Origin of the sequence: Flavobacterium sp. CG_23.5 (assembly GCF_017875765.1) — a bacterium.
GTDB lineage: Bacteria > Bacteroidota > Bacteroidia > Flavobacteriales > Flavobacteriaceae > Flavobacterium.
The window spans coordinates 2,110,545-2,123,791 of record NZ_JAGGNA010000001.1; the positions used below are offsets into that span (position 1 = coordinate 2,110,545).

Genomic DNA, 13,247 nt, shown 5'->3' on the forward strand with positions numbered 1-13,247 from the left:
GCTAGTTGTTCTTGTAAAATTCGACAATTTTTTTTGCTTTTGATACTCCTATAACGCCAGAAATATCATTTTCTGTCGCTAATTTCAATCTTTTAACACTTTTAAAATGTTGAATTAACGTTAGCATTGTTTTCTCACCAATTCCTGGAATACTTTCTATCGAAGAATTCAGTGCCGCTTTGCTCCTTTTATCCCTATGATGCGTAATTCCAAAACGGTGCGCCTCGTTACGCAATTGCTGAATCACTTTCAAGGTTTCCGATTTTTTGTCTAAATAAAGCGGAATGGAATCGCCGGGGTAAAATAATTCTTCCAGTCTTTTGGCAATTCCAATTACGGTAATTTTTCCTCTCAGACCCAATTCATCAATACTTTTCAGTGCCGATGACAATTGCCCTTTTCCACCATCAATGATGATTAATTGTGGCAAAGGCTGTTCTTCATCTAATAATCTTTTGTAACGGCGATAAACTACTTCGGTCATCGAAGCAAAATCATCGGGGCCTTCGACGGTTTTTATATTAAAATGGCGGTAGTCTTTTTTGCTTGGTTTCCCATCTTTAAAAACCACACAGGCGGCAACAGGATTGGTTCCTTGGATATTCGAATTATCAAAACATTCGATATGTCGTGGTTCGACCGGCAATCGCAGGTCTTTTTGCATTTGCGCCATAATCCTTTTGGTGTGGCGCTCCGGATCTACAATTTGCAATTGCTTCAACTGTTCAATTCGGTAAAACTTAGCGTTCCGAATAGACAAATCCAAAATTTGTTTTTTGTCACCCAATTGCGGAACGGTAATTTTTATATTTTCTCCCAAATCAACATGGAAGGGAACAATAACTTCTCGAGACAATAAATGAAAACGCTCCCTTAATTCGACAATCGCCAATTCTAATAACTCTTCGTCGGTTTCGTCTAGTTTCTTTTTGATCTCCATGGTATGCGACCGAATTATCGAACCATGTGAAATTTGTAAAAAATTGACATAAGCAGCACTTTCATCAGAAACTATCGAAAATACATCAATATTGGTAATTTTAGGATTTACTATGGTAGAACGAGATTGATAGTTCTCCAGCACTTCTATTTTTTCTTTGATTTTTTGGGCTTCTTCAAAATGCATGTCAGCAGCCAAATCAGTCATGACACGTTTGAAATCTTTCATGCTTTCTTTAAAATTCCCTTTCAGAATTTCACGAATCGCATCCACTTGCCTTTGGTAATTTTCTAAAGTTTCATGACCTTCACATGGTCCCATACAATTACCGATATGATATTCGAGACAAACCTTGAATTTTCCGCTTTCGATATTGCTTTTACTTAAATCATAGTTACAAGTTCGAAGTGGATACAGCTCTTTAATCAGTTCCAAAATAGTACTGACCGTTTTGAAACTGGTGTAGGGCCCAAAATATTCCGATCCGTCTTTGACCATTCTCCGAGTAGCAAATATGCGGGAAAAAGGTTCTTTCTTGATACACAACCACGGATAACTTTTGTCATCGCGCAACAACACATTATACCGAGGCTGCAAGGTTTTTATAAGGTTGTTTTCCAATAAAAGCGCGTCCGTTTCCGTAGGAACAACTATGTGTCTTATGGTTACAATCTTTTTTACAAGCACATTGGTTTTGGCTGTATCATGAATTTTATTAAAATAAGAAGAAACCCTTTTTTTTAAATTTTTGGCTTTGCCCACATACAAAATTTTCCCTTCTTTGTCGTAATATTGATATACCCCGGGATTATCTGGCAAGGTTTGAATTTGAAGGGCTAAAGTTGTTGGATTCATGTAACAAAGTTAATCTCAAAATTTCCGAAATACAAATCAATACCATTGAAATCTTTTTGTTGAAAGTTTTATCAAAAATTTAGTTTGTGATTCGTAATTATCGTTATTTTTATCTTTTCAAGAACTTATGATAAAAAATAATTCCGCACCAATAATAATTTTTGGCGAAAGCATTATTCCAGGCGAAAGCAAAACCATTAATGTGGAAATTGCCCGACTACATACCACAACCAAATTAAATATCCCTGTTATTGTCCGCCGTTCTAAAATTGATGGACCTGTTGTACTTTTCTCAGCAGGAATTCATGGTGACGAGATCAATGGAGTGGAAATCGTTCGACAGCTAATCAGCAAAAAAATTAACAGGCCAAAAAAAGGAACAATCATCTGCATTCCTATCATAAACGTATATGGATTTGTCAATAAATCACGGGAATTTCCGGATGGCAGAGATTTAAATAGAGTATTTCCCGGAAGTAAAACGGGTTCTTTGGCTAGTCGATTTGCATTCCATATTTTGACTGAAATCATGCCAGTTGTAAATTATGCCGTTGATTTTCATGCTGGTGGCGCCAGCCGATTCAATGCGCCTCAAATTCGCCTTACTCATAATAATGAAGAATTAAAAGTATTGGCTGATGTGTTCAATGCTCCTTTTACTTTGTATTCAAAAAATATTTCTGGTTCTTTTAGAAGTGCCAGCGAAAAATTAAATGTGAAAATGTTGCTTTTTGAAGGCGGAAAATCTCTTGATATTAATAATGCTATAGCCAATGAAGGCGTAAATGGCGTCAAACGATTGCTTTCACATCTTGATATGTTAGATCCCAAACACATCGTTACGGAACAAAAAACACCAACCATCTATATTGAAAAATCTGGCTGGGTTAGAGCTAAATGTTCGGGATTATTGCATGATTACAACACCATAGGAACTTTTTTGAAAAAAGGATCTATCCTTGCCACCATAACGGATCCCTACGGAAAATTTGAACGAAAAATAAAAGCCCCGAATGACGGTTACGTAATAAATGCAAATCTTTCACCTATTGTATATGAAGGCGATGCTATTTATCACATGTCAAATACTGCAGAAAATGGAGAGGAATAAAAAGAATTTACGAATAAAGTATAAAGCACTGCGGAAACAAATTGGTGAATATGAGTTGGAAGAAATGAGTTTGGCAATTGCCAATAAACTGCTGAAACTTCCTATTTGGGAGAAAAGCTATTTTCATATTTTCTTACCCATAACGGAACATCATGAGGTAAATACCGAATTTATTCTGCATCTACTTTCCGGTAAAGACAAGGACATAATTATTTCTAAAAGTGATTTTGAAACTAGAAAAATGACCCATTTCTTACTGACGGACAACACCAAAATTAAAAAAAATAAATACAATATCCCGGAACCAGTTGATGGAATTGAAGTTCCTTCCCATAAAATTGAGGTCGTTTTTGTTCCGCTTTTAGCTTTCGACAAAAAAGGTCATCGGGTGGGTTACGGTAAAGGGTTTTATGATATTCTTTTATCTGAATGCAATCCGGAAACCATTAAAATTGGATTTTCATTTTTTGAAGCCGAAGAAACAATCACAGATATCTTTGAAAGTGACATACAATTGGATTTTTGTGTAACACCAAATTCAATTTATTCGTTTTAGTTTTTTATCCGTACTTTCGCAGCGGATAAAACCAAAGTAAACTATGAAAATATTTAAAAATTCCAGATTCGCAGTAACTATTCTAGTTGGCATATTTGCGATTTCATTATCAAATTGCACGATTCACACAAGAACGGGCACAAACAGATCTTCTTATAACGCCAAAAAACTTCCCCCAGGACAAGCGAAAAAAATATATGGTGGAAAAAGCGCTAAACGCTATGCACCTGGACAAAACAAATAATAAAAAAGACCTATTTCATAATTTGAAATAGGTCTTTCTTATTTTATTGATAGGATGAAATCTATTTGTGATGAAATGCTTTTTTATTGAAAAAAATCAAGATTCCAACACCTGTTGAAATCGCCATATCGGCAACATTGAAAATTGCATTAAAAAAAGTAAAATTTCTTCCGCCCCAAATTGGCACCCAATTAGGTAAATCTCCTTGCCAAAAAGGAAAATAAAACATATCGACTACTTTACCATGAAACCAAGTCCCATAAGGTCTATCTGAAAACAATGTGGCCAATTCTTGGTGGCTGTCATTAAAAACAACGCCGTAAAATACAGAATCTATTATGTTTCCAAAAGCTCCTGCAAGGATTAATGCAATGGCAACAATTAAGTAATTAGAGCTCTGTTTTCTTTCAACAGAATCCCATAACCAATATCCAATACCCCCAACAGCAACTAATCTAAAAAGTGTGAGGAATAATTTTCCGTAAGCTCCAGGAATAACTGTTCCCCAAGCCATTCCTTCATTTTCAATGAAAAGAATTTTAAACCATTTGAAGACTTCTACTTCTTCACCTAAAATAAAATTAGTTTTGATGTATATTTTTGAAACTTGATCAACAAGCAATATGATAAAAATAAGGAGATACGCTTTTCGTAAAGACATTTTATAAATTTTAATGGCGCAAAAGTAACAATTTAATCAAAAAAAACGCTCCCTTAGGAGCGTTAAATATTACACAACAAGTAGTTTATCTTTGCAAATTCTTTGCTTCGATGCTCATTGTAGCGTGAGGAACGATTTTCAATCTTTCTTTCCCTATTAATTTACCTGTAACTTTACACACACCATATGTTCTGTTTTCTACACGAAAGAGCGCATTTTTCAAATCTCGAATAAACTTTTCTTGACGAATAGCTAGTTGCGAGTTTGCTTCTTTAGACATAGTTTCGCTTCCTTCTTCGAATGCTTTGAATGTTGGAGATGTATCATCTGTCCCATTATTCAAGTCATTCATATAAGCACTTTTTATCAAATCTAAATCTGCTTGTGCTTTTTGTATTTTGTTAAGTATTATCACTTTGAACTCTGCTAAATCTGCGTCAGAGTATCTTGTAGCTTCATCTACCATATTCTATTATTTTGAAATTAATATCATTGTTTTTATTTCGTCAAATTCAATTTCCGTACCGTTTTCTATTTCATCTTCAAAAACCAAATCATTAGTTAATGTTTCCGATTTAATATAGTCTACATTTTTGAGAATTGCTTGTTCCAAAAGTCCATTTCTTTTCAATTGAACCTTAATTTTATCAGTAACTTCAAATCCTGAATCTTTACGGATATTCTGAATTCTGTTTACTAATTCTCTTGCAATACCTTCTTGTTTCAACTCCTCAGAAATTGTAATATCAAGCGCAACCGTTATTCCGTTTGAATTGGCAACCAGCCAACCTTCAATATCTTGCGATGTTATTTCTACATCTTCTAATGTTAAAGTTACGTTATTTCCTGCAATAACAATATCCAAGCTTCCTTCCTTGTCCAATTGAGCGATTTGCTCTTTTGAAAACCCTTGTATCTCCTTAGAAATCAAGCCCATATCCTTTCCGAAACGAGGTCCTAGTGCCTTGAAATTTGGCTTAATTTGTTTCACCAAAATACCAGAAGCATCGTCCAAAAGTACGATTTCCTTCACGTTTACCTCTGCTTTTATAAGGTCAGAAACAGCCTCAATTTCAGCTCTCTGATTCTCGTCAAGTACTGGTATCATTACCTTTTGCAAAGGTTGACGCACCTTTATCATTTCCTTTTTTCGAAGCGATAAAACCAATGATGAAATGGTCTGTGCCTTCTGCATCTTGCTCTCTAACATTTTATTAACATAGTTTTCAACCGAAATTGGGAACTCTGCCAAATGTACACTCTCGTATTTTTCTTCCCGAAGCGTCGGGATTGTTGGTACTGTTAAGTCTCTGTAAAGTTTATCCATAAAGAATGGCGCAATAGGCGCGCCTAGTTTACTTATGGTCAACAAACAGGTATATAAAGTTTGATAAGCCGCGATTTTATCTTGCGCATATTCCCCTTTCCAGAAGCGTCTTCTGCACAAACGAACGTACCAGTTACTCAAGTTTTCCTGTACAAATTCAGAGATTGCACGAGCTGCTTTCGTTGGTTCGTAATCCGCATAAAAACTATCTACATCTTTCACCAAAGTATTTAATTCTGAAATAATCCATTGGTCAATTTCCGGTCTTTCGTTTAGCGGAATTTCTGCTTCTTCGAATTTGAAACCGTCAATATTGGCATATAAACTAAAGAATGAATACGTATTGTATAATGTTCCGAAGAATTTACGACGAACCTCAGCGATTCCTTCTAAGTCAAATTTCAGGTTGTCCCAAGGATTTGCATTCGATATCATATACCAACGCGTCGCATCAGGACCGTATTCTTTTAATGTTTCGAAAGGATCCGCAGCATTGCCTAAACGTTTGGACATTTTTTGTCCGTTTTTGTCTAAAACCAATCCATTAGAAACTACATTTTTGTACGCTACTTTATCGAAAACTAATGTTCCAATAGCATGCAACGTATAAAACCAACCACGCGTTTGATCGACACCTTCAGCAATAAAATCAGCCGGGAAGTCTTTATTTTCGTCAATCTTATCTTTGTTTTCAAAGGGATAATGCCATTGTGCATAAGGCATTGAACCCGAATCAAACCAAACGTCAATCAAATCAGCTTCGCGCGTCATCGGTTTGCCAGAAGCAGAAACCAAAGTAATTTCATCCACTACATTTTTATGTAAATCAACTAAATCGTAATTTGATTCCGCCATATTCCCAATTTCAAACCCTTTGAAAGGATTTTCTTTTTGGAAACCTGCAGCGATAGATTTTTCTATTTCGTTGTATAATTCTTCAACAGAACCAATTAGAATCTCTTCGGTTCCTTCTTCAGTTCTCCAGATTGGCAGTGGAATTCCCCAATATCTGGAACGCGATAAATTCCAGTCATTGGCGTTTTTCAACCAATTTCCAAAACGACCTTCTCCGGTAGCTTTTGGCTTCCAGTTAATTGTTTCATTCAAGTCAAACATTCTGTCTCGAACCTCCGTGATTTTTATAAACCAAGAATCTAAAGGATAATATAAAATAGGTTTATCGGTTCTCCAGCAATGTGGATAACTGTGTACGTATTTCTCTACTTTGAAGGCTTTATTTTCTTCTTTTAATCGAATGGCAAGCTCCACGTCTATAGAACGTTCTGGCGCTTCACCATCGTTATAATATTCGTTTTTTACATATTTTCCGGCATATTCACCCATGTGAGAAGTGAATTTTCCTTGTAAATCTACTAACGGAACAGGATTTCCATTTTCGTCTAAAACTAACATTGGCGGAACTTCTGGCGTAGCTTCCTTAGCCACTTTTGCATCATCAGCACCAAATGTTGGCGCAGTATGTACAATTCCTGTTCCATCTTCGGTAGTTACAAAATCACCTGAAATTACTCGGAAAGCATTTTCTGGATTTTGATACGGTAATGTAAATGGCAACAATTGCTCGTATTTTATTCCCACTAAATCAGAACCTTTGCATTCCGCAAGAACTTGGTAAGGAATTTTCTTATCGCCTTCTTTGAAATTTTCAAAATCAGCTGGTTCCCCACTTTCGAAGAAACCTTTTCCGAATTGTTTTCCAACTAAATTCTTAGCCAAAATCAATGTTGCCGGACGAAAAGTATATTGGTTAAATGTTTTTACTAAAGCATATTCAATTCTTGGACCTACAGTCAAAGCCGTATTACTTGGCAAAGTCCATGGCGTTGTGGTCCAAGCTAAGATAAAGATTTCATCTAAATCCAAAGCTTCTAATTTGTAATGTTGTAAGTTTTTTGAAGTGATGTACTCGTAAAACTTAGAGAACAACAATTCTCTATGTTCCTCAATCACTTTAAATTGCGCCACAACAGTAGTATCAGTCACATCACGGTAACTTCCCGGTTGGTTGACTTCGTGGGAACTTAAACCAGTTCCGGCTTTTGGAGAGTACGGTTGAATCGTGTAGCCTTTGTACATCAAATCCTTATTGTAGATTTGTTTCAAAATCCACCAAACCGTTTCCATATATTTGGATTTGTATGTCACATATGGATCTTCCATATCAACCCAATATCCCATTCTTTCGGTCAAATCATTCCATACATCCGTATAACGCATCACGGTTTTTTTACACGCTTCGTTATATTCTTCGATGGAAATCGTTTTCCCAATATCTTCTTTGGTAATTCCTAATTCTTTCTCGGTACCTAATTCCACAGGCAATCCGTGCGTATCCCAACCGGCTTTACGCTTTACTTGGAAACCTTTTTGAGTTTTATATCTGCAAAAAATATCTTTAATAGCACGCGCCATTACGTGGTGAATTCCAGGCAATCCATTTGCCGAAGGCGGACCTTCAAAAAACACGAATGGTTGGTTTCCTTCACGAGTGGTTACGCTTTTCTCGAATATGTTTTCTTTCTTCCAAAAATCCAGAACTTCTGACGCTACAGTTGGTAAGTCAAGTCCTTTGTATTCAGTAAATTTTGTGCTCATTTTATCCTTTTCTAAATCGAGGTGCGAAAGTAAGGAATTTTGAATAAAAGAAAGAAAAGATGAGAGAAAATAGACAAAATTGAATAGAGAATTCGATAAAATTCATCATAAGTCCGACAATAGTACATTCTAGGAGAAAACTTCTTTTAAAACGTCCAGAGATTTTGGTTTTTTGAACCCGTCAAGGTGATAACTATAATAATCAATTAATATCTTCAAAACAATTTGTCTTTCAATGACATGAAATACTTTTTGGTCATTATCGAATTTTAAATCGATCAGTTTTTTAAACAAATTAGTTTCATGTTCGGTAAGCGAACTAATCGCGTGAAAAGGCGTGAAAATACCTTCGGTCATTTCGAAAAAAGGCATATCAATATCAGAAATATCTGGATAAAAACCGAGGTATTTTGTGGTTTCCAACATTAATATCAAATGAAAATTAGCGATTTCGTCATGGTTATCCAACCAATGCAAAGCGGTTTCCAAAAACGTAAATAAGTGTTCGTTTTTTTCCTCTTCGTGAATAGAATGATGCAGGATTTCGGAAATAAACATCACAATAGTACTTTTGTAAATATCCGAATGTATCGAATGAAAAGGGGAAGCGATTTTTATCTCTTTGAAATTTTCTAAAGTGCCTTTGTTTTTGTGAACGGCTTCGATTTCGAGAATTGTCATCGGTTGAAAGTAAGCGATTTTTTGATTGGATTTTCGACTCGAAAAAGCATCCCGGACAAAATAGGATTTTAATCCATGAGACTGCGTAAAGCACTTCACAATCAAGCTTTTTTCCTGAAATTTTAACGAGGAAATGACGATCGCTTTGGTTTTAACTTGCACTATTTTAATTTAAAGATTGAAAAATTTAAAGATTGAAAAATTAAATTCACTCTTTAATTTACCTGATTATCATTACTTTTTTGACTTTGGTTTCGATCCCGTCTTGCGCCGAAATAAAAATCATGTACACTCCCGAAGCGACTTTGTATTTTCCAAAAGCAGTGGTATCCCATTCTATGGTTCCTCCTTCGGAAATGGTTTCATAAACTAAATTCCCTTCTATATCGGTGATTTTAATATTGGCTTTATCCAGTAATCCGGCAATTTTTACGGTTCCTTCATATTCCGGTCGCACAGGATTTGGGTAAACAAAAACATTGCTTAAATCATCATTCGCTGCCGTTGCAACTCCTTTGAAAGAAATCAATCCTTTGGCGGTAGCAATAAAAACTTCGCCTGTTTTGCTATTTATATCAATGTCATTTATAACATTGCTTGGCAAAGGCGAATTGCTGGTGGTAAAATGATATTTGGTTTCCTGTCCGTTTGGCGAGACTAAAAACACACCTGAATCGGCGGTGCCAATCCATTTATTATTGGCCCCATCCACAACAATATCGGTGATAAATTGTTCGTAAAGTAACTCTTGTGCCAAATTTTCTTCTAAAATAATTACGGGGTTTGTAGTCAGTTTATCATCAGTCAGGTAACTCCCAACATTAGACAAAATTCGCAAGCCTTTTGTAGTGCCTATCCAAAGTTGGTTTCTGGCATCAACGGCAACAACCCTTGCATCCGAAATAGGTAAATTACCCGTATCGGGACCTGAAGTTATTTTTTTAAATTTATTAATACTTTCATTAAAACCTATAACCCCGTCTCTGCTTGTAGAAAGCCATTTGGTTCCGTTTTTATCGATTGCCATTCGCCCAAAACTGTTTTCATTGGATAAATTCAGAATATTGTCCATTGCATAGCTTTGCCATTGCCCTCCCGATTTCAATACTTTTAAACCGTTTTTTACTCTGCTATTGGTAACCCAAAGATTACCGGATTTGTCAAATGCAGTTCCATTTATCCTCACATCAATGTAATTTGGTCCCAAAAAAGTTAGCGTTTCTAAACCACTATTAGTTTGATTATACAGAATTTTAGGCTCGTCATTTACGATTTTTAGCAATCCTGAGAAAAATGAACTGACATAAACTTCGTTCTCATTTGCTGGATTAACCGTGATTCTAACCAGTGATTTTGCCCCTAAAACTTTTTTGTAAGGAATATTCAACCATCCGGAAGCATTGTATTTACTTATGCCGTAACTATCTAATTCGTAAGGATTGTAATCCACGGTGTAATCTCCAAATACGGTCCAAAGCTGATCTGTAGTTGCTTGAAGTGCGAATATATTATTTCGCGATGGCCCAATTGGAGTGCTATTTTCAAACATCGTGGAGGACAAAAGAGAAGTGGTTATCAATCCGTCAGCTTTTGTTCCAATAAAAATCGTATCCCCTATAATTGTTGCGCAAGTAAAATTGGGATTCGTTTCGGTGATTTGGTTTGAATTAATTTGACGAACGAGCACCATCTGTTTGTTGTAAACATAAATACTGTTCAAAGTGGTTATTATCAAGTAATCCGCTGTCCCTCGCATATCCTGTGAAGGTTGAGCAAGCGCTTTATATCCTATAAAAGAATTCGAGTTGGAATCATATTTATGAATATATCCCGAAGAATTAATGGAATACAAATCTGTACCAAAGCTTGACACACAGAACCAATTTCCTGCCACAATCAACTCCCATTGATTAAAATCAACTAAGTTTTTATTAGAAATAGTTGCTCTTCTAACGCCTGTATTTGTGGCCGCATAAATAAATCCATTGAATATTGTGGTCTGTTTCACACTTATTTCTGCGCCATTACCGCCGATGAAATAGGTGTCTCCAAATTGCAGCGTCTTTAAATTGAACTGAACAATTCCAAAATCACAGGAGACATAAACAATGCCTTCAAATTCCATGAAGTGATTGATTTTTTTTATGTTTGAAGGAAGTTGTTTATTAATAATATCGACCACATTCAGCATGCTTCCATCCGCTTCATTTATGACAATCATCAATCCATTTTCGTATCCAACCAATGTTTTATTGAATGCCTCACTATAATATAATGATGAAATCGTTTGCCCTGAAAGCCCGTCAATAGTATTGGTGGTTTTAATTTGGCTTGTGGTGGTATTCTTAGAAAACAATGCGTTTTCCGAAGCTGCATAAATAGTTGATGATGATTCCGAAAGATCTGTAATTTCATTATAGGAAAAATAGCCTTGCCACAAGAGATTGTTTTGGGAAAAACCCAATTGTACTGTTATGAGTAATACAAAAAGTAAAAGCCTGTTTTTCATTATTTGTATGAATATTGGTTTACAAATATAGAACAAACGAAAGTATTAGAATTTTGTTACACAAAAAAAATGCCTTCTATCCTTAATATAGGTAGAAGGCATTTTAAATTATAATTAAAACCGATTTATACTACTCCTTGAGCTAGCATAGCATCAGCTACTTTTACAAATCCTGCAATGTTTGCTCCTTTTACATAGTCAACATAACCAGTTGCATCAGAACCATATTTCACACATGAAGCGTGAATATTTAACATAATCCCTTTTAACCTTTCGTCCACTTCTTCAGAACTCCAGCTCAATCTCAATGAGTTTTGAGACATTTCTAGACCTGAAGTTGCTACTCCACCAGCATTAGATGCTTTTCCTGGAGCGAATAATAATTTTGCTTTTTGAAAAACAATAACCGCATCAGGCATAGTTGGCATGTTAGCTCCTTCAGCAACACAGATACATCCGTGTGCCACTAAAGCTTTTGCTTCGTCTTCGTTCAATTCGTTTTGAGTAGCACAAGGCAACGCAATATCACATTTTACATCCCATGGACGTTTTCCTGCAACGTATTTTGCGGTTGGATATTTAGTAACATAATCACTAATTCTACCTCTTAACTCATTTTTGATTACCATTACGTGCGCTAGTTTCTCTGCGTCAATTCCATCAGCATCATAAATATATCCAGCAGAATCTGACATAGTAACCACTTTTCCACCTAATTGAGTCGCTTTTTCAGTAGCATATTGCGCCACATTTCCTGAACCGGAAACCACAACTGTTTTTCCTGTAAAACTATCTCCTTTTGTAGCCAACATGCTTTGAGCAAAATACACTGCTCCATAACCTGTCGCTTCTGGTCTGATTAATGAACCACCAAAAGAAATTCCTTTACCAGTCAAAACACCAGTAAATTCGTTTCTGATTCTTTTGTATTGACCAAACATATATCCTACTTCTCTTCCTCCAACACCAATATCTCCAGCAGGAACATCCGTATCAGCACCAATATGTTTACACAACTCAGTCATGAAACTTTGGCAAAAACGCATTACTTCATTATCTGATTTTCCTTTTGGATCAAAATCAGCTCCACCTTTTCCACCACCCATTGGCAATGTCGTTAAGCTATTTTTAAACGTTTGCTCAAAAGCTAAAAATTTCAAAATACTTAAATTTACGGAAGGATGAAAACGAAGTCCTCCTTTATATGGTCCAATAGCCGAATTCATTTGAATACGGTATCCTCTATTTACTTGAGTTTCACCTTTATCATCAATCCAAGTTACTCGAAACATAATGATACGATCTGACTCGACCATTCTTTCCAAAAGCATTTTGTTTTGGTATTTTTTATTTTCTTCGATAAAAGGAATTACTGTTTCAGCAACTTCTAAAACTGCTTGCATAAATTCCGGCTCGTTCGGATTCTTTTTAGCAACCGATTCGATAAAAGTAGTAATACTTTGTGACATGATTAATAGATTATTAACGTTTAAGAAAACGTTTTCGTTAGTGAGTACAAATATACGCCTTCTAGCAATATTGGAGTCGTTTTTTTTGTTTTATCAATAGAATTATCTTTTTATTAAGCATTTTCAAAGAAATCCATTCCCAAACGCTCGTTTTAAACCAAATCGTTGTGGTTTTCGTAACCAAATAAGATTTTGTGCACTTATTTTTAAATTCTATTTTTCTAAATTACTAAGTGATGTTTTTATATATTTGTTCAGATTATGAAAACTTACCTTAT

The 13,247-nt window shown here is 35.5% G+C and carries 10 protein-coding genes; 3 read left to right on the forward strand and 7 right to left on the reverse strand.

What is annotated here, in order from left to right; genetic code table 11:
- Position 1 precedes the first annotated feature (1 nt).
- Positions 2-1,795 (reverse strand): excinuclease ABC subunit UvrC, encoded by a 1,794-nt coding sequence (gene uvrC / locus H4V97_RS09045; RefSeq protein ID WP_209549528.1) that lies wholly within the window; start codon positions 1,793-1,795, stop codon positions 2-4.
- 127 nt (positions 1,796-1,922) lie between these two features.
- Between uvrC and H4V97_RS09050 the strand changes: the two genes are divergently transcribed.
- From H4V97_RS09050 to H4V97_RS09060, 3 genes are read left to right on the forward strand one after another with little or no spacing between them, the layout of a single operon-like run.
- A complete protein-coding gene (locus H4V97_RS09050) occupies positions 1,923-2,906 on the forward strand; it encodes a succinylglutamate desuccinylase/aspartoacylase family protein (RefSeq protein ID WP_209549529.1) in 984 nt (327 codons plus the stop codon).
- Positions 2,893-3,462, forward strand: a complete 570-nt coding sequence (locus H4V97_RS09055; RefSeq protein ID WP_196848766.1) for a 5-formyltetrahydrofolate cyclo-ligase — start codon at positions 2,893-2,895, stop codon at positions 3,460-3,462. The genes H4V97_RS09050 and H4V97_RS09055 overlap by 14 nt, the downstream gene beginning before the upstream one ends.
- 43 nt (positions 3,463-3,505) lie before the next feature.
- Positions 3,506-3,706 carry a hypothetical protein gene (locus tag H4V97_RS09060; protein WP_196848765.1) on the forward strand — a complete coding sequence of 67 codons (201 nt, stop codon included), beginning with the start codon at positions 3,506-3,508 and terminating at the stop codon, positions 3,704-3,706.
- A 61-nt stretch (positions 3,707-3,767) separates the two neighbouring features.
- Here H4V97_RS09060 and H4V97_RS09065 read toward each other — a convergent pair whose 3' ends face one another.
- The 6 genes from H4V97_RS09065 to gdhA form a co-directional block, all read right to left on the reverse strand.
- On the reverse strand, positions 3,768-4,367 hold the full coding sequence (locus H4V97_RS09065) for a lipoprotein signal peptidase (RefSeq protein WP_196848764.1): 600 nt from the start codon (positions 4,365-4,367) through the stop codon (positions 3,768-3,770).
- Positions 4,368-4,452: 85 nt separating this feature from the next.
- Positions 4,453-4,833 carry a TraR/DksA family transcriptional regulator gene (locus H4V97_RS09070; protein ID WP_196848763.1) on the reverse strand — a complete coding sequence of 127 codons (381 nt, stop codon included), beginning with the start codon at positions 4,831-4,833 and terminating at the stop codon, positions 4,453-4,455.
- A gap of 6 nt (positions 4,834-4,839) precedes the next feature.
- Positions 4,840-8,310 (reverse strand): isoleucine--tRNA ligase, encoded by a 3,471-nt coding sequence (gene ileS, locus H4V97_RS09075; RefSeq protein ID WP_209549530.1) that lies wholly within the window; start codon positions 8,308-8,310, stop codon positions 4,840-4,842.
- A gap of 129 nt (positions 8,311-8,439) precedes the next feature.
- Positions 8,440-9,153, reverse strand: a complete 714-nt coding sequence (recO, locus tag H4V97_RS09080) for a DNA repair protein RecO (RefSeq protein WP_196848761.1) — start codon at positions 9,151-9,153, stop codon at positions 8,440-8,442.
- A 58-nt stretch (positions 9,154-9,211) separates the two neighbouring features.
- Positions 9,212-11,500: a T9SS type A sorting domain-containing protein gene (locus H4V97_RS09085; RefSeq protein WP_196848760.1), complete on the reverse strand. Its 2,289-nt coding sequence runs from the start codon at positions 11,498-11,500 to the stop codon at positions 9,212-9,214.
- Positions 11,501-11,625: 125 nt separating this feature from the next.
- Positions 11,626-12,969, reverse strand: coding sequence for an NADP-specific glutamate dehydrogenase (gdhA, locus tag H4V97_RS09090; protein WP_196848759.1), 1,344 nt, complete (start codon positions 12,967-12,969; stop codon positions 11,626-11,628).
- Positions 12,970-13,247 lie beyond the last annotated feature (278 nt).

Excerpts from the sequence above, each read along its gene's own strand:
- H4V97_RS09085 (WP_196848760.1), bottom strand. The coding sequence starts at position 11,500 with ATGAAAAACAGGCTTTTACTTTTTGTATTACTCATAACAGTACAATTG.
- uvrC (WP_209549528.1), bottom strand. The coding sequence starts at position 1,795 with ATGAATCCAACAACTTTAGCCCTTCAAATTCAAACCTTGCCAGATAAT.
- H4V97_RS09055 (WP_196848766.1), top strand. The coding sequence starts at position 2,893 with ATGGAGAGGAATAAAAAGAATTTACGAATAAAGTATAAAGCACTGCGG.
- H4V97_RS09050 (WP_209549529.1), top strand. The coding sequence starts at position 1,923 with ATGATAAAAAATAATTCCGCACCAATAATAATTTTTGGCGAAAGCATT.
- H4V97_RS09070 (WP_196848763.1), bottom strand. The coding sequence starts at position 4,833 with ATGGTAGATGAAGCTACAAGATACTCTGACGCAGATTTAGCAGAGTTC.
- H4V97_RS09065 (WP_196848764.1), bottom strand. The coding sequence starts at position 4,367 with ATGTCTTTACGAAAAGCGTATCTCCTTATTTTTATCATATTGCTTGTT.
- ileS (WP_209549530.1), bottom strand. The coding sequence starts at position 8,310 with ATGAGCACAAAATTTACTGAATACAAAGGACTTGACTTACCAACTGTA.
- H4V97_RS09060 (WP_196848765.1), top strand. The coding sequence starts at position 3,506 with ATGAAAATATTTAAAAATTCCAGATTCGCAGTAACTATTCTAGTTGGC.
- gdhA (WP_196848759.1), bottom strand. The coding sequence starts at position 12,969 with ATGTCACAAAGTATTACTACTTTTATCGAATCGGTTGCTAAAAAGAAT.